The sequence below is a fragment of the Thiocystis violacea genome (assembly GCF_016583565.1).
GTDB lineage: Bacteria > Pseudomonadota > Gammaproteobacteria > Chromatiales > Chromatiaceae > Thiorhodococcus > Thiorhodococcus violaceus_A.
In genome coordinates, this window is sequence record NZ_NRRF01000087.1 from 1 (window position 1) to 15,684 (window position 15,684).

Sequence of the window (15,684 nt, forward strand, 5' to 3'; positions counted from 1 at the left end):
CCGTTATGTTTGCCAGATGCCCAATTACTTGGCACTGATTCACCTGGCTTGCGCACAAATCTTATTCCGAAAACTCCAAGAAACCTAAAGTTTAAGCAAACTATGTTCCGGATATCTTCTAAGCCGCTCGCCGCATTTCTGGCTATTTGCCGACAACTGGGGGGTTAGTTCATGTGGCATGCACAGAGGCCACATTGCCCTCAATTAGTTGCTGAAATTTCGGGACCGACCTTGACCCACACCTCTGGTCGTGCTGAACTGAGTACTGATGTGAGTACCAGGAACAGGCATGAACAGCATTCCCGCTCAAGAGATCAAGCGCCGTGGAATCGCAGCCGTGGACGAGGCCCTTCACAACGGTCCTGTTCATATCATCAAGAACAACCGCCCGAGCTATGTCGTGCTGACCGAAGCCGCCTATGCCGAGCTGCAAGAGGCTCAGCAGGACGCAGCGAGGGAACGTCTCCGTGCGTCGCTGGCTGATCTTGAGGCCGGTCGAGCGAATCGTTACGTGGATGCGGATTCACTGATGCGCGCACTCGACGCCGATGAAGCATGAGCGTCACGCTCGTTACGACCCAGCACTTCGAGCGACGGGCTCGCAAGTTTCTTCGTAAGCATCCCGATCTTCGTCCCGCGCTTCGGGACACCTTGAATGATCTGAGTCAAGATCCCTTCCAACCCAGGCTGAGACTGCATCCCCTCGCCGGCAAGCTGGAAGGGATGCAGGCGGTCAGTCTGACCTACAGCTATCGGTTGACGCTGTTGCTCAAGGTTACGGAGCAGGAGATCGTCCTTCTTGATATCGGGACCCACGATGAAGTCTACGGATGAGAGTCACCGCCAAAGACATCGAAGGCTGGGCTGAGCGTCGCGAGGCGCAAGGCGAGCTGCCGCGCCTGGTGCGACGCTTGGCCATCCAGGCAGGATCGATCACGGAAATGGCTTTTCAGGCAGGAGACTCCGTGAGCCGTCCCGGTTGGGATGGACAGCTCACCAGCAAGGAAGGTGACGCTTGGGTTCCAGCCGGCCGATCGCTCTGGGAGCTGAGCGTTCGAGGGGACGTAGCGACCAAAGCGAACGAGGACTTACGTCAAGCGAACCGATTCGACGCCTGAAGATACACGCGCTGCCTCGACTTTGGTTGTCGTAACAGCAAGGCGCTGGGCGAAGAAAGACGAGTGGTCAGGGCACAAGCAAGCCGAAGGCACATGGCGCAACGTCGTCGCCTACGATGCAGATGACTTGGAAGCCTGGCTAGAAGCCAATCCGGCAATCGCGCTGTCGTTCGCCGAGGACATCGGCATCGCAGGCGACGGAGTCGAAACCGTCACCCATCATTGGCAGCAGTGGTCCTCCCAATGCCAACCATCCATCTCGCCGCAAGCCTTACTCGCCGGTCGGCAGGACGCCAAGAGCAAGCTCCTGGCCGATCTGCGGGAACACATCAGCCAAGAAAAGCGCGGAATTTACGCGATCCGCGCTGACAGCGCCGCAGAGGCAGCCGCCTTTGTCTGCGCCGCCGTGCTGGAAGCGGAGGAGATCGCGGATGTTGCCGTCGTGCTCACCGATGCCCATGGTTGGCGCTTCGTCGAGGTCAATCCACGACTTCGACTCGTGATTGTCGTCCGCCCAGAAATCGCGGCAAGACCGGCGGCCGGTGTTCTCACGGTCGTTCCAGCCGCGGCAGGCGACTTGGCGTCTGGATATGGAGGAACTGACGGCTGCGGCTTCCAGCTGGAGCTCAAACGACCCAGCATCTACGCCTTCCGCGACGCCTTGATCGAGATCGGCGTCGAGGAATCAGACGCACGACGGCTTGCAGGCTCGACCGGACGCTCCTGGAGTGTTTTCCGTCGACGACACGCCGCGAATCCAGCAATCCGTCGCCCTTGGCACACGCCCTCGAAGACTATCTGGCCTTACGCCGCGCGCTCGGCTTTAAGATGGATGACGCGCAGCGCTTGCTGTCGCGCTTCCTGACCTTTCTCGAACAGCACGGCTGCGTGCACATCACCAGCGAGCTGGCACTGCAGTGGGCGACGCAGTCGCCGACAGCCTCGCCCGCCGAAGGGACTCGGCGCTTGACGCTCGTGCGTGGCTTCGCCCGCTTTCGTGCCGCCATGGATCCCCAGACCCAGATTCCCGCAATCGGGCTCCTGAGTGCCCGCCCACAACGGGCCGTCCCGTATCTCTATACCGACACCGAAGTCGTGCGGCTGCTGGAGGCTGCTGCTCAATTGCACTCACCGACCGGATTGCGTGCCCAAACCGCCGTCACCGCCTTGGGGCTGCTGAGCGTGACCGGGATGCGCGTCGGCGAGCTGCTCGCGCTCGATGATACCGACGTCGCTCTCACCCTCGGTGAGGTGACGATCCGCCATGGCAAGTTCGACAAGGCGCGGGTGCTGCCGCTGCACGCGACCACCCAGGAAGTTCTCCGCGCCTATGTGGTCGCTCGCCATCGCGTCTTTCCGATCGCGCCCACACCAAGCTTTCTGATCTCCGAGCAGGGGACACGACTCAGTCAGTGGAGTCTGCGATACACCTTTGTGAAGCTGTCGCGCCAGATCGGTCTACGCGGGGCGACGGACCGCCACGGACCTCGGCTGCATGACTTTCGCCACCGCTTTGCGGTTGAGGTGCTGTTGCGCTGGTATCGTGAGGAGGTCGATGTTGAACGGCATCTGCCGGAACTGTCGACTTATTTGGGGCATGTGAAGGTGGCCGATACCTTCTGGTACCTTTCGGCCACGCCGGAATTGCTCCAGCTCGCCTTGGACCGCTTGGAACAGGGCCTGCCACTACAGGTGTGGCCATGAGCGCGCCCCTCACGTTTCCGATCCTGCTGGAGCGCTTCTTCACCGAGCGCCTGATTCAGCAGAAGCACGTCAGTGCCCACACCATCGCCAGCTATCGCGACACCTTTTGTCCGCTGCTGCGCTACGCGCAGATCGGCCTGCATAAAGGCCCCTCGCAGCTCACCCTGCCAGATCTGGATGCCGCACTGATCGCGGCCTTTCTTGACGACCTGCAGACCAGCCGCGGCACCAGCGCGCGCAGCCGCAACGTCCGATTGGCCGCCATCCATTCCTTCTTTCGCTATGCCGCACTCGAAGTCCCCGAGCACAGTGGCCTGATCGAACGGGTCTTGGCCATCCCGTCCAAGCGCTATGAGCGCGCGCCCATCGCCTACCTCACGCGCGTGGAAAGTGAGGCGCTGCTCGCCGCCCCGGATCTGTCGACGTGGCTCGGACGACGCGACCGCACCCTGCTGTTGGTGGCGCTGCAAACCGGACTGCGCGTGTCCGAGCTGATCGGCCTGCGCTGGCAGGATGTCACGCTCGAAACCGGCGCCCATGTGCGCTGCCTCGGCAAAGGCCGCAAGCAACGCTGTACACCGCTGCGCAAGGAGGCCGTGTCCGCGTTACGGGCTTGGCAGCGCGAGCAGGCTCAGGGATCTTCGGCCATCGTGTTCCCGTCGACTCGAGGCGGAGACTCAGTCGTGACGCCGTGGCCGATCTGCTGAATAAGCATCTGGCGCAGGCCAGCCAACAGTGCCCATCATTGGTCGAAAAAGACATCACCCCGCATGGATTGCGCCACTCCGCCGCCATGGCCCTGTTGCATAGCGGCGTCGACTGCGCCGTCATTGCCATGTGGCTCGGTCATGAGTCGATGGACACGACCCAGATCTATCTCCATGCCAGCCTGGAACTCAAGCAGCAGGCCCTCGATCGAACGACACCACTGAGTGAGGCCCGTGGCCGGTATCGACCGGACGACGCCTTGCTCGCCTTCCTGAAGAGCCTCTGATAATGCCGAGTCGAGTGGCCCCGCAGCCCAGTCGCCATACGGTGCTTGCAGGGTGGCTCGGCATTATTCGGCACCCGGGATTATGGCGAAGCGTGTGCAGGCTCCCATGTCCCAGCACCTGCTTCATGTGCTTCATGATCGCCGATGAGCGTGCCGAGAACGGTGCGCCACGCTCCGTCACAAACAGCGTCTCTGGACCGGTTCCAATGCCGTTTTGAAGCAAACGGTGATGGCGTTCGTGGAGTCGGTACTCCCAAAGGCGCTCCATCAATCGTCGAGGGATATCGATGGCTCGTGGCTTGCTGTCCTTCAACGCCATCTTCGCTGGATCCAGATGCACGCGGATCATGGAGCGATGCGAAGGGTTGTGCGCCGGATTCGTCACCAGCGTTACCGGGAAGGTCAGCAACTCCTCCTTGCGCAGGCCCGTCTGTACCGCCATCCGATAGAGGAGATTCAGGGTAGCGTTGGACGTCCCCTCGAGGAGCTGCCGGATTTCCCCGATGCTCAGCACCTTGAGCGTCGGGCGCTTGGCCGGCAGCATCACATCCGCACTCATCCGCTGACCGCCTGTGCGGTCCGTGTGGGAAAGAAAGTCCTTCGGCCGCCGCACCACGACCGATTCCAGCTCGAAGGGCAGATCCTGGATCCATTCTTCCCGAGCGGCGTACTGATAGAACCGCACGACGACTCGAACCCGTTGGTTGACCGTCGTGTGCTTCAGCCCAAGCCCAACAGACCACTCCCGATACGCGGCCAGGATGGAGTGATCGGTGTTGGCCTGGCATTGCCGCCAGTCCAGATTCCGGGCCTCAAGAAACCCGAAGTAGTCGTATAGCGCCTGCCCGTACGCCGCCCAGCTCTTCTGGCTCGACACCCGACCACGGTGCAAACACTCGTGGACCAGATACCTGAACGGGTACAGCTCAAGCTCCATATCCTCATTCAGGAGCAACGGAAATCCCGGGTAGGAAATACCAAGGAGCCGGAAATCGGCCGTGGCAAAGAACAGCCTCATTTCACCGCCGCTCGCAGCGCCGCCAAGTGCTTCGCCAACTGTTCCGGCGTTGGTTTCCTCGATTCCAGCCGGGGAAGCAAGGCCTCCTCCGGCAATGCAATCCCCAAAGCACTGGCAATGTTGAGCGGATAGGGTCGCTGACCGCCCTTGAGTTCATGAATCGCGGCGCGAGCCCTCTCCTCGCCAACCCGCGAGCACAGGTACAGCCATTCGCGATCCCCACGCTCGTTGCTGATCAGCGGCTCCACCATGCCCTCTCTCCCCGCGCAGCGATCAGGTCGCGGCCCACTGAGGCAGGCCTTCGGGGACGCCGCTGAGGCGGCTTGACGGCTGAGGCCGTCACCCCATCGAGATCAAGGCTACCACGAAAAGGATTCCATCAGTCCATTGACTTAGAAAGCTTTTATACGTAACAAAACATGGCGCTTATAACGTGTCACCTGTCACCAGCCGCCATCTCGCAGATCCGAACTGTCTGGGCCGCGAGCGCAACGGCCAAGCTGCGTCCAAGTGCATCCCCCGGAAACGCGGATCCTTACCAACACCGTCAATCCTGTCCTTTCAGGTATTGGTAGAGCGTTTCACGGCTAATCCCGAACGCGCGGGCGAGGCTCGCCTTCTGCTCCCCAGCGCTGGCCCGTCGTCGTAGCTCTGCGGCCTGCTCGGAGGAAAGCGCCTTCTTGCGGCCCCGGTACACCCCGCGCTGTTTCGTCAGCGCAATCCCCTCACGCTGTCGCTCGCGGATAAGCGCCCGCTCGAACTCCGAAAAAGCGCCCATCACCGACAGCAGCAGCGTCGCCATCGGCGAATTCTCGCCCGTGAACGTCAGCCCTTCTTTGACGAACTCGATACGGATGGCGCGCTGGGTGAGCGTCTGCACCAAGCGGCGCAAGTCATCGAGGTTGCGCGCGAGACGATCCATGCTGTGCACGACCACGGTGTCCCCTTCGCGCACGAAGGTGAGTAGCCGATCCAGCTCCGGGCGGTGGATGTCTTTTCCGGACGCCTTGTCGGTGAACACGCGATCGACCTGCACCTGATCGAGCTGGCGTTCCGGATTCTGGTCGAAGCTGCTGACGCGGACATAGCCGACGCGCTGGCCCTGCACGGCCGTTCTCCGAGGGTTGTGTCAGGAAAGACTCTATGACCCTGCCAAGCAGGTGTCAATGAAGGCCATCATTAACCCTATTCTGACACTTTCCTACAACGCCCCCTGACGCCTATTTAGGGTATACCCCAACGAGACGACAGGCCGGAAGTCACCGAAAATCGTGGGGTTCAGCCCTTACCTAGGTTTTCTGTTCCGTTGCGCCCGAGACCCCAATCACAGGCCAAGAAGCCCGACAAGGATCGCGATTACCAGAACACCTTGCTCGTGCTGCAGTGGCTCAAGGGTTGATGAAAGCTTGCGTGCGTCTCTCCAGACGCAGCGAAACCCGAAACCCAGGGCTGTGCTCAACCGACCGGCAGGAACAATTTCAAGGGATCATCGAGAAATGGAAGGGCGCCATAGCGCCGATAGAACCCGACGGCCTGGTCATCGATGGCATCAATGAAGAGTCCGACCACGCCCGCATGGGCGCGGATGGCATGGACGCGCTCGATCGCGTTCATCAACAACAGCTCTCCGAGACGCTTGGCCTGATGCTGGCGACCTACGGCCAAACGCCCGAGCCGGACGCCCGGAATGATGCGTGGCAACCGTTTGGAATGGCTTTCAGGCAAGGCAGCGGTATCGACTTCGGTAAGCGTCAGGGCGTAATAGCCCAGGATCGCCGAGGGTGCCTGCTCCTGAACGGCCACAAAGGTCTTGGACAAGCGCTTGTTCTGATGTTGGCGCGCAACCTTGGCCAGCCAGTCATTGAGTTCGACCCGCCCGCAGTCGAAGCCGCGTCGGTCATGGCTGCCAGTCAAAGGCTGAATCAGCATCACGTTTCAGTCCTTGATAACGCGTCTGAGCGTCGGTGAGCGCCTGATTGGGTGGCGGTGGATTCTCCAGCAGTTCCAGCAAACGCTCGGCATCGCGGCGGGACAGTTGCAGCCTTTGCTCGCGCTCGATGACGGACCGGGCCTCTTTGAGCGCCGCCTGCACGAGGAATTGATTGAGCGTTGCCCCGGTGAGATCGGCCGCCTGATGCAGTGTGCGCAAGACCTCGGGCGGCACGCGCGCGCCAATGCGCGATTGTCGCTTTGGCTCGTGGGAAATCATGGGGAAGGACCCTGTTTGACCAGTATGGAGAGAACAATAGCACTGGCGCCAAAATGGCGCCACGACTCAGGCAAGCCTGTGAAGCCGATCGGTGTCTCGAAGCTCGCAAGCTTGCGAATCCTGACCGCAAAGCCAATCGCCTGTTCAATACGTCCAGCCACGGGGAGCACAGGTTCTCCCCAGGCCCCGGCCTCTGAGGAGACCGGCCGCCCATCACTCCGATTGCAAGGAGACGCATCCATGCTGAACGTGCGCGATGTCATCAACGAGCACAACTGTCTGACCTCCGTGACCGCCGCCTACAACCCGATGCAGGGGCAGATCTCGCATCCCTACCTCGTCAAAGGGCAATACTTCGACGTCTCGCTCAACGGCAAGTCCAACGACACGCACCACCTTTCGTTCGAACAGTTCGTCGAGCTGCTGGCGAATCCGTCGCTCCATCCTTCGGCGCGCGTGCGCTGCAAGCCCAACCGCTCGGGCACCACGCCCAACGGGCGGCGCAAGCTCTCCGAACTCGACTGGTCGGCGCTACGCGCGCGCCTGATCGAGGCGGGCGTGCTCAGCGCGAGCGGCTTGCTGCTTCGCGCGTCGCTCACGTCGGCATGAGCCTCTACTTCGTCACCCGCCACCCTGGCGCCCGCGACTGGGCCGCCGAGGAAGGGCTGGCGGTCGACCGCATCCTCGATCATCTCGACCCGGCGATCATCCAGCCAGGCGACATCCTGATCGGCTCGCTGCCGGTGAACCTGGCCGCGACGGTCTGCGCGCGCGGCGGTCGCTATCTGCATCTCTCGCTCGATTTGCCGCCCGAACTGCGCGGGTTGGAGCTGAGCGCTGGGCAGATGCGTGACTGCGGGGCTCGGGTCGAGGAATACCAGGTGCGACGACTGGGTGAATTCACACGCTTGTGAATGCGGACGCGTGATGCGCATTGGCGTGAAATACCGTCCAAGGATTCGAGCAGGAGGAAATACGCATGTTCGGAGCAATGCGGGAACTGGCGTTACTGGAACTGAATCGCCGCTGCGGAGAAACCGCGCTTGGCTTGCCCGAGATCCGGGCGCGACATGGCGAGCAACTTGCCCCACTTCTCGTCGAGGCCGCTGAGAAGGTCGCGCGCGTCTATCCGCTACAAGCCGTTGCGGATCAACCGGGCATGGTCAAGATGTGGGTCGAGGATCTCGATGAGGCCAAGCGCCTTCGACTGCCGTTCAACAAGCCCAGCGGCGCCCAGTCACCCGCCTTGGGTCCCGTCTTCAAGCGCACCAGCAAGCCGAAGGACAATCCGCCGTGCGGGCCAAGCCTGAAGATCCAGAACACCACGGCCAAGGAATTCAGCGCCCAGGCCAAGGCGGATGCCGTCTGGCGTGACTATTTTCGGGAAACCTGCGCGATCCTGTTCGAGGGAACCGCGTTGCGCTATGGCGATGCGGTCTATCCGATCGGCGAGCAAGCCGATCCGCACATCCTGGCCGCCGCCATCCGGCTGATTCCAGAAAAGGAAACCGTGTTTCTCAGCGTCGTGGATGCCGAGGGCCGCTGGCCGGGCGATCGGCCCGAGTATCAATCCTATCTGGCCCAGGCACTGGCATCGATCAAATACGTGACGGGTGAGGCGCGCGAGCACGGCCCCGCCGACTGTCCGCTGTGCGGTGCGCGCGGCGTCACCCTCTATCCCAATCTGCGCGGTACCGGGATCAACTTCGCCAACATGGACCGGGCCGGCGCTTTCCCAGGGCTGGAGACCGGCGATGCCTGGAAGGGCTATGGCCTCTGCCTGGATTGCGCCGATCTGCTCTATGTCTTCAAGAACCATCTGCTCGGCCAGCGGTTTCTCGGCAGCGTCGCGGGCGACAAGGCCCTGCTGTTACCCAGCTTGCTCGGCAACCCCGATGGTCGACGGCAATTCATGGAGGACTGGCGCAAATATCTGCAGCACCTGGAGAGCAACAAGGTCTCGTCCTACGAAAAAGACCTGCTGGAATTCGTCCAAGACCACGACGACGCCCAGATCGTGTTGCACATGCTCTGGGCGACCTTCGGCCAGGTGGTCGATGACGTACGCGGCTTGGTCAACGACATCCTGCCGTCACGCCTGCGCCGACTGACGCAGGCCAACCGACAGGCCAAGGATTGGCAACATCCGCTCGCGCCGCGCTATCCCATGGACGAGGCCGCGCTCGACCTTGGTCTGAACATGTTGCTTGCGCTCCTGAAACGGCCCGGCGGACGTCGTGCAACCAGTGCCAACGACAGCAGCCGGTTGTTCACCATCAAACGCCAGCTCGCCGAGTCCATCTACCACGGTACTTCATTAGGGGCTGCGCAAGCCGGATTCTGGCGCGAGACCCTGACAACGGCCCGTTGGTATCTCGACGACATTGCCAACTCGGACAGCGCCTGGGGTCTGCTGCACGAAGGGCATAGCGAGAAAGGCAAGAAACAGACGCGTTACTGGACCCTGGCCGGTTGGATCAGACACCTGGCCCGCCTGCTCTATTACCTGGACCTGACAGGAGTGTTACCCATGGAGACCACCACCGACCGCTTCGAGCCGACCCTGCCGGCGCTCAAGCCCTATTTCCAGCCGGGCTCGGGCCTGAGCAGTCCCGAGCGGGCCTTTGTCTTTCTGCTCGGCATCCTCTACGGCAAGGTGATCCAGGTCCAGGCGGCACGCGGGGTCAACGTCGCCTCCAACGCCCTGACCTGGCTCAAGCGGCTGCGTCTCGATGGTCGCGACCTGCCGGATCTCTACAACAAGGTCCGCGAAAAGCTCCTGACCTACGAGGTCGAGGGCAACGCCGATGTGCGTGCCATCGTGCAGGATCTAGGACGTCTCGGCGCCGGGCGCCTGGGGGACAGCATCACCCTGCTGTCGATGTTGTCCGATGCTTCAGCCGTCGAAAATCCTCCGTAGTCGCGATGCCTGGAAACGCAAGGCGGTGCAACGTGCCGAGGCGTTGCGTGAACAGAGGAAGGCGCACAAACGCGCTCGGCAGAGCATTGCGCAACTCAAGGCCGAGATCAGGGCCTTGGAGCAGGCGGTGGCGAAAAAAAACTATGGAAGCAAACGGCACTTGAGGGCTGTCTAAGCCAGTAGGGAAGCGGATCCTGGCGGTCCAGGAGGAGGACAGCGATGAGCGGCAAGACACGCCGAGCGGAGGCGACAGAAGAACGGCGACTGCGCCCCGAAGTGATGGACTGTGCAGAGTGCGGTCAGCGGCCACGCTTGCAGTACACGACCTGGCGCAAGGTGGCCACGCTCGAGGGTATGCTGCGTCTGAAGGTTTCGATCGGGCGTTGCGAGAATCCGGCGTGTGCGCACTATCACCGACCGAGACATCCCGTGGAAGAAGGTCATGTGGTGCTCCCGCACTATGAATATGGGCTGGATGTGCTGGCCTTCATTGGTCAGCGGCGTTATCGCGAACAGGCCACGGCGAAGCAGCTTCATGCCGCGCTTGAGCAACGTGCGGTGCGCATCAGTCAGCGCAATGTGCAATATCGGCTAGAGCGCTATGACGAATTGGTGGCACTGTCGGTGCGCGAGAGCCCCGAGCGTCGCGTCCGGCTGGAGACGCAGGGCCGCCTGATCCTGGCCATCGACGGACTGCAGCCGGATGTCGGTCACGAGGTGTTGTGGGTCATCCGCGAGGTGCTCTCGGGCGAGGTGCTGCTCGCGCGCAGCCTCCTGTCCTCGCGGCAAGCGGACCTGGTCGCGCTGCTGCGCGAAGCCATCGCGGGAGTCAAGGCTCCGGTGGTCGGCGTGATCAGCGACGGGCAGCAGAGCATCGGCAACGCGGTGGCGGAAGCGTTTCCTGGCGTGCCCCATCAGCTCTGCCAGTTCCACTATTGGAAACAAGCGGTTGGCCCCGCCTGGGAGGCCGATCGTCATGCCAAGAAGGAATTGAAGAAACGCGTACGCGCGATCCGTCCGCTCGGGCGTGCCGTCAGTGAGCGCGAGGATGAGGAGGCGCAGGTGGTGCAAGGCGATTGCGCTGCGGTACGCGGCGCGCTCAGTGACGAGGGCCAAGCGCCTTTGGAGCCAGGCGGGTTGCGACTGCACGAACGCCTGGAGCAGATCGAGGCCAGCTTGCAACGAGCCAAGCAAAAAAGGGGGGCCTGCCGAAACCTCTTCAGCGCTTGCACGGCATCCTGGAGCGCGCCTTGACGGCCACGGCCGCGTACTGGCCACCCTTGGCGGCACTGTTTCAGTGCATTCACGAAGCCGTCGACCTGCTGGAGAATCCCGAGCAACGACCCGCCGCTGAAGTGAGGGCGCGCTATGCGCGCTGGGTGCATGATTTTGCCAAGCGGCTCAAGACCCCGGTCGGGGAAACGATCCGCCACTGGGGCCAGCATTTCGTGAAGATCACCCAGAGTTATTGGTCGGGGCTCTTTCACACCGATGATGTCGATGGGCTACCGCGCACCAACAACGACCTTGAGCATCTGTTCGGCTCCCTGCGCCACCAAGAGCGACGCATCACCGGGCACAAGGTCGCCAGTCCCAGCTTGGTCGTGCGTGGCGCCGTGCGGGTGCTCGCCGCCGTGATCACCTGGGCCAATCCGCTCACACCGCGTCAGCTTGGCGAGGTCGACCCGGTGGCCTGGCGCGAAGAGCGGCGCCAACTTGGCAAGCTACGCGAGGCACGCCTGCAACAACGGCACTTCCGCCAGCATCCCGATACCTATCTGGCGGCGCTTGAGGCGCGCCTGCTCAAGCTCGATTTGCCTCCATAGAAAAAAACTATGGAAGCGAACCTGGGGTTCGAGGCGCAGTGGAACGGAAAACCGGGTTAAGCCTATTTTTGTGTACGTTTCAGAGCGCCTGCGGCCAACATGGATAGCCAACTAGGGCGCGGCCAAATAACATCGGTATTTGCCATTCTTGGCCACACGCGCTACGGCTGCCAAGTTCGGTATACCCATCTTGGCCAGCGCCGATGAAAGCCGCCCGCATCTACCTGCGCGTCAGCACGGACGAACAGGACCTCACCCGCCAGGTCGAGATCGAGCACAGCACGCGCGCGGCCGGCTACTACGTTGCCGGTGTCTACCGCGAGAAGGCCTCCGGTGCGCGCGCCGACCGACCCGAACTTTTGCGGATGATCGCCGACCTGCAACCGGGAGAGGTGGTCGTCGCCGAGAAGATCGATCGCATCAGCCGGCTGCCGTTGGCCGAAGCCGAGCAACTGGTCGGTGCGATCCGCGCCAAGGACGCGCGGCTGGCCGTACCGGGCGTGGTCGACCTCTCCGAGGTGGCCGCCGCTGCCGACGGGGTGGCCAAGATCGTCTTGGAGTCGGTGCAGGAACTGCTGCTCAAGCTCGCCCTGCAAATGGCGCGCGACGACTACGAGACACGCCGCGAGCGGCAGCGCCAGGGCGTGCAATTGGCCAAGGCGTCCGGCAAATACACCGGGCGTAAGGCCGATACCACGACCCACCAACGCATCCTGGTCCTGCGCCGTGCGGGTCACACCATCCAGAAGACCGCCGAACTGGCCGGCTGTAGTGCCAGCCAAGTGAAGCGCATTTGGGCCATGCACCAAGACCCGCACTAACCGGGTCCGCACCGCGCGACGGGGAACCGCATGCCGGTCAGCTTTCTTTCTCAGGCGCAGCGCGAACACGATGGCCGCTACCCGGGACCACCTTCACCCCCGGATCTGATCCGCTACTTCCACTTGGACGAGGCGGACCAGGCGCTGATCGCGCAGAAGCGCGGCGAGCACAACCGGCTTGGTTTTGCCGTGCAACTGGGGACGGTGCGCTACCTGGGCACCCTCCTGGAAGACCCGCTGGCCGTCCCGCTGGTGGTGCTGCAGACGCTGGCCAAGCAACTGCATATCTAGTTCGAGACCATGGACGGCTTGCCTGCCTACCGCGTCGGCGAGCAGCGTTGGGAGCATGCGGCGGAAATCCGCGACCGTTACGACGATGTCGAGATCACCGAGCGCCGGGTCGGCTGGCGCCTGACCCGCTGGCTGTATGCCCTGTGCTGGACCGGCACCGATCGGCCGAGCGTGCTGTTCGAGCGGGCGACCACTTGGCTGGTCATGCATAAGGTTCTGCTGCCCGGTTGCAGTACCCTCGAACGCTACATCGCCCGCGTGCGCAGCCGGGTCGAGGAACGGCTGTGGCGCTGGCTTGGACGTGGCATCAGCCGTGACCAGCAGACCCGGCTTGAAGGCCTGCTGGAGGTTCCGGCCGGTAGCCGCCGCTCGCCCTTGGATCGTCTGCGTACCGGACCCGTGACGATCAGCAGCCGGTCTCTCGTGCTCGCCCTGCGGCGGTTGCAGAAGGTGCGGGCGTTGGGCATCCAGGTGCCGACGGCGACGCGCATCCCGGCGACCCGGGTGGCCGCCCTGGCGCGGTTCGCGGGTGCCGCCAAGGTCACGGCCATCCTGCGGTTGCCCACACGCCGCCGCCTGGCCACGCTGGTCGCCTTCGTGCATGACCTTGTAAGCCACCGCGCAGGACGACGCGCTCGACGTGTTGGATGCACTCCTGCGCGAGGTGTTCAGCGACGCCCGCAAGGCGGACAAGAAGGCGCGCCTACGTAGCCTGAAGGACCTCGATCTGGCGGCGGCAACCCTGGCCGGCGCCTGCCAACTGGTCCTGGACACCGAGGTGGCCGATGTCGACCTGCGCACCCGCGTGTTCGCGACGACTCCGCGCGAGACCCTGACGCACGCGCTCGCGGCGGTCACCGCCCTGATCCGACCGGCCGACGACGTATACTACCGGGCGCTCGATGCCAAGTACACGCTCATCCGTCGCTTCCTGCCGACGCTGGTCGAGCAGCTGCGTTTTGGTGCAAATGTCGCCGGTGAGCCGGTCGTCGCGGCCCTCGCGTGGTTGCGGACCAACCTGAAGCGGCACCAGCCCGACCGCGCGGCCCCGCGCGCCGTCGTCACCAAATCTTGGCAACCGCATGTGCTGCTTGAGGAGGGCGCCGTCGATCTGCGTGCCTACACCTTCTGCGTACTGGAGCAATTGCACACCGCGTTGCGCCGCCGCGAGGTCTTCGTGGCACCGAGTTGGCGCTATGCCGATCCGCGCGCCGGCCTGCTCACTGGCGCCGAGTGGGAAGCCACCCGGCCGGTCATCTGCCGGACGCTGGGGCTGTCGGCCAGCCCGGAACCGACGCTGACCGCCATGGCGGCCGAACTGGACCGCACCTACCGAGCCGTGGCGTCGCGCTTGCCCGACAATCCGGCGGTACGCTTCGAGCTGACCGGCGACACCCCCGAACTGATCCTCAGTCCGCTGGAAAAGCTGGAGGAACCGGCCTCGCTGGCGGCACTGCGCGAGCGGGTCGCCGAGTTGTTACCCCGCGTGGAACTGCCGGAACTGCTCCTGGAGATCGCCGGGCGGACCGGCTTCACCGAGGCCTTCACCCATCTGTCCGAGCGCACGGCCCGCGCGGCCGATCTGCAGGTGAGCCTGTGCGCGGTGCTGATGGCCGAAGCCTGCAACACCGGGCTGGAGTCGCTGACGCGCGGCGATATCCCGGCCCTCAAGCGTGACCGCCTGTCCTGGGTCGATCAAAACTACCTGCGCGATGAGACGCTGACCGCCGCCAATGCGACCTTGGTGGCCGCCCAGAGTCGCCTGGCGCTCGCCAACCTCTGGGGCGGCGGCGAGGTGGCCTCGGCCGACGGCATGCGCTTCGTGGTGGCGGTGCGCTCGGTCCATGCGGGTCCGAATCCGAAATACTTCGGCGTCGGGCGCGGGGTCACCTGGTACAACCTGCTGTCGGACCAGTTCTCCGGTCTGAACGACATCACCGTACCCGGAACCCTACGCGACAGCCTGATCCTGCTGGCGGTGCTGCTCGAACAGCAAACCGACCTCCAGCCAACCGAGATCATGACGGACACCGGCGCCTACAGCGATGTCGTCTTCGGCCTGTTCCGACTGCTCGGCTACCGCTTCAGCCCGCGGCTGGCCGATGTTGGGGGCACGCGCTTCTGGCGGCTCGACCAACAGGCCGACTACGGCCCGCTCAACGCGGTATCGGCTCGCCACCTGAGCTTGCAGCGCATCATCCCGCAGTGGGACGACATCCTGCGCCTGGTCGGCTCGCTCAAGCTCGGGCGCGTGCCGGCCGCCGGCATCATGCGCACCCTCCAGGTCTGGGAACGTCCCACCCGCCTGGCCCAGGCCATTGCCGAATTCGCCCGTATCGACAAGACTCTGCACACGCTGACCTACATCGACGACGAGGCCAAACGCCGGGCGACGCTGACTCAACTCAACCGGGGCGAGGGTCGCCACAGCGTCGCCGCGCGGCTGTCGCCGTTGCTGCACGAGCACATCAACATGCTAGGGCGCTACTCCTTCTCCGTGCCGGAGGCGGTGGCCAATGGCGAACTGCGACCGTTGCGTGATCCTGCGGAGGGATAGGCGAACCCGACTTTGACAGAATGATGGTCGACCACCGATGCCTTTCGTACACAAAAATAGGCTTAACCCGGTTTTCCGTTCCACCGCGCCTCAAACCCCACGCCGCCGCCGATCGCATCGCGCAGACCGCGCTGGCCGAGCTGCCGGAGCCCGTCGCCTTCCAGCCGCCTGCAGCGCAGCCGGCGCTTCCCCAATTGCTCTCTGGGCGCCGGATCGCAGTGGCGCG

Annotated in this window: 15 protein-coding genes and 2 pseudogenes; 12 read left to right on the forward strand and 5 right to left on the reverse strand. The window is 63.4% G+C overall.

Going from position 1 to position 15,684, the window contains the following annotated elements:
* Positions 1 to 289: 289 nt before the first annotated feature.
* From CKO23_RS21415 to CKO23_RS21435, 5 genes and pseudogenes are all read left to right on the forward strand, one after another.
* Entirely contained in the window at positions 290 to 559 is a 270-nt protein-coding gene (locus CKO23_RS21415; RefSeq protein WP_200334836.1) for a type II toxin-antitoxin system Phd/YefM family antitoxin, read from the forward strand.
* Positions 556 to 834: a type II toxin-antitoxin system RelE/ParE family toxin gene (locus tag CKO23_RS21420; protein WP_200334845.1), complete on the forward strand. Its 279-nt coding sequence runs from the start codon at positions 556 to 558 to the stop codon at positions 832 to 834. Before CKO23_RS21415 ends, CKO23_RS21420 begins: the two co-directional genes overlap by 4 nt.
* 306 nt (positions 835 to 1,140) lie before the next feature.
* Complete coding sequence (locus CKO23_RS21425; protein WP_200334847.1) at positions 1,141 to 1,983, forward strand: hypothetical protein; 843 nt, start codon at positions 1,141 to 1,143, stop codon at positions 1,981 to 1,983.
* Positions 1,893 to 2,822: a tyrosine-type recombinase/integrase gene (locus CKO23_RS21430; protein WP_242482632.1), complete on the forward strand. Its 930-nt coding sequence runs from the start codon at positions 1,893 to 1,895 to the stop codon at positions 2,820 to 2,822. Before CKO23_RS21425 ends, CKO23_RS21430 begins: the two co-directional genes overlap by 91 nt.
* Positions 2,819 to 3,816: pseudogene (locus CKO23_RS21435) on the forward strand (tyrosine-type recombinase/integrase). Before CKO23_RS21430 ends, CKO23_RS21435 begins: the two are co-directional and overlap by 4 nt.
* Here CKO23_RS21435 and CKO23_RS21445 read toward each other — a convergent pair.
* The 5 genes from CKO23_RS21445 to CKO23_RS21465 form a co-directional block, all read right to left on the reverse strand.
* The gene (locus CKO23_RS21445) at positions 3,719 to 4,834 is read right to left on the reverse strand and encodes a tyrosine-type recombinase/integrase (RefSeq protein WP_200334863.1); all 1,116 of its coding nucleotides are present in this window, start codon (positions 4,832 to 4,834) and stop codon (positions 3,719 to 3,721) included. The pseudogene CKO23_RS21435 and the gene CKO23_RS21445 overlap by 98 nt on opposite strands.
* Positions 4,831 to 5,085 carry a hypothetical protein gene (locus tag CKO23_RS21450; protein ID WP_200334870.1) on the reverse strand — a complete coding sequence of 85 codons (255 nt, stop codon included), beginning with the start codon at positions 5,083 to 5,085 and terminating at the stop codon, positions 4,831 to 4,833. The genes CKO23_RS21445 and CKO23_RS21450 overlap by 4 nt, the downstream gene beginning before the upstream one ends.
* Positions 5,086 to 5,381: 296 nt before the next feature.
* Positions 5,382 to 5,942: a recombinase family protein gene (locus tag CKO23_RS21455; RefSeq protein WP_200334872.1), complete on the reverse strand. Its 561-nt coding sequence runs from the start codon at positions 5,940 to 5,942 to the stop codon at positions 5,382 to 5,384.
* Between the two features lie 347 nt (positions 5,943 to 6,289).
* Positions 6,290 to 6,763 (reverse strand): N-acetyltransferase, encoded by a 474-nt coding sequence (locus CKO23_RS21460; protein ID WP_200334874.1) that lies wholly within the window; start codon positions 6,761 to 6,763, stop codon positions 6,290 to 6,292.
* Positions 6,732 to 7,043 carry a type II toxin-antitoxin system TacA family antitoxin gene (locus tag CKO23_RS21465; RefSeq protein WP_164652031.1) on the reverse strand — a complete coding sequence of 104 codons (312 nt, stop codon included), beginning with the start codon at positions 7,041 to 7,043 and terminating at the stop codon, positions 6,732 to 6,734. Before CKO23_RS21465 ends, CKO23_RS21460 begins: the two co-directional genes overlap by 32 nt.
* Before the next feature lie 240 nt (positions 7,044 to 7,283).
* On the opposite strand from CKO23_RS21465, the gene CKO23_RS21470 reads away from it, so the two are divergent.
* The 7 genes and pseudogenes from CKO23_RS21470 to CKO23_RS25320 form a co-directional block, all read left to right on the forward strand.
* A complete protein-coding gene (locus tag CKO23_RS21470; RefSeq protein ID WP_200334875.1) occupies positions 7,284 to 7,652 on the forward strand; it encodes a hypothetical protein in 369 nt (122 codons plus the stop codon).
* Positions 7,649 to 7,957 (forward strand): CRISPR-associated protein Csx16, encoded by a 309-nt coding sequence (gene csx16, locus CKO23_RS21475; protein WP_200334877.1) that lies wholly within the window; start codon positions 7,649 to 7,651, stop codon positions 7,955 to 7,957. The genes CKO23_RS21470 and csx16 overlap by 4 nt, the downstream gene beginning before the upstream one ends.
* 65 nt (positions 7,958 to 8,022) lie before the next feature.
* Positions 8,023 to 9,963, forward strand: a complete 1,941-nt coding sequence (locus tag CKO23_RS21480; RefSeq protein ID WP_200334879.1) for a TM1802 family CRISPR-associated protein — start codon at positions 8,023 to 8,025, stop codon at positions 9,961 to 9,963.
* Positions 9,964 to 10,242: 279 nt separating this feature from the next.
* Positions 10,243 to 11,789 (forward strand): ISNCY family transposase gene (locus CKO23_RS21485; RefSeq protein WP_200334898.1). Its coding sequence is split into 2 segments (ribosomal slippage): positions 10,243 to 11,154 and positions 11,157 to 11,789, totalling 1,545 coding nucleotides; the frame shifts between segments, so codons are not numbered across the junction.
* A gap of 203 nt (positions 11,790 to 11,992) precedes the next feature.
* On the forward strand, positions 11,993 to 12,610 hold the full coding sequence (locus tag CKO23_RS21490; protein ID WP_200334886.1) for a recombinase family protein: 618 nt from the start codon (positions 11,993 to 11,995) through the stop codon (positions 12,608 to 12,610).
* 30 nt (positions 12,611 to 12,640) lie between these two features.
* Positions 12,641 to 15,458 (forward strand): annotated as a pseudogene (locus CKO23_RS21495) (Tn3 family transposase).
* Positions 15,459 to 15,478: 20 nt separating this feature from the next.
* Positions 15,479 to 15,684 (forward strand): hypothetical protein (locus CKO23_RS25320; protein WP_207168643.1); only part of this gene is annotated, 206 nt, incomplete at its 3' end.

What these genes read in the sequence shown, in the direction of transcription:
- CKO23_RS21450 (WP_200334870.1), bottom strand. Translation starts at nt 5,085, where the DNA reads ATGGTGGAGCCGCTGATCAGCAACGAGCGTGGGGATCGCGAATGGCTG.
- csx16 (WP_200334877.1), top strand. Translation starts at nt 7,649, where the DNA reads ATGAGCCTCTACTTCGTCACCCGCCACCCTGGCGCCCGCGACTGGGCC.
- CKO23_RS21465 (WP_164652031.1), bottom strand. Translation starts at nt 7,043, where the DNA reads ATGATTTCCCACGAGCCAAAGCGACAATCGCGCATTGGCGCGCGCGTG.
- CKO23_RS21480 (WP_200334879.1), top strand. Translation starts at nt 8,023, where the DNA reads ATGTTCGGAGCAATGCGGGAACTGGCGTTACTGGAACTGAATCGCCGC.
- CKO23_RS21445 (WP_200334863.1), bottom strand. Translation starts at nt 4,834, where the DNA reads ATGAGGCTGTTCTTTGCCACGGCCGATTTCCGGCTCCTTGGTATTTCC.
- CKO23_RS21490 (WP_200334886.1), top strand. Translation starts at nt 11,993, where the DNA reads ATGAAAGCCGCCCGCATCTACCTGCGCGTCAGCACGGACGAACAGGAC.
- CKO23_RS21470 (WP_200334875.1), top strand. Translation starts at nt 7,284, where the DNA reads ATGCTGAACGTGCGCGATGTCATCAACGAGCACAACTGTCTGACCTCC.
- CKO23_RS21415 (WP_200334836.1), top strand. Translation starts at nt 290, where the DNA reads ATGAACAGCATTCCCGCTCAAGAGATCAAGCGCCGTGGAATCGCAGCC.
- CKO23_RS21420 (WP_200334845.1), top strand. Translation starts at nt 556, where the DNA reads ATGAGCGTCACGCTCGTTACGACCCAGCACTTCGAGCGACGGGCTCGC.
- CKO23_RS21460 (WP_200334874.1), bottom strand. Translation starts at nt 6,763, where the DNA reads ATGCTGATTCAGCCTTTGACTGGCAGCCATGACCGACGCGGCTTCGAC.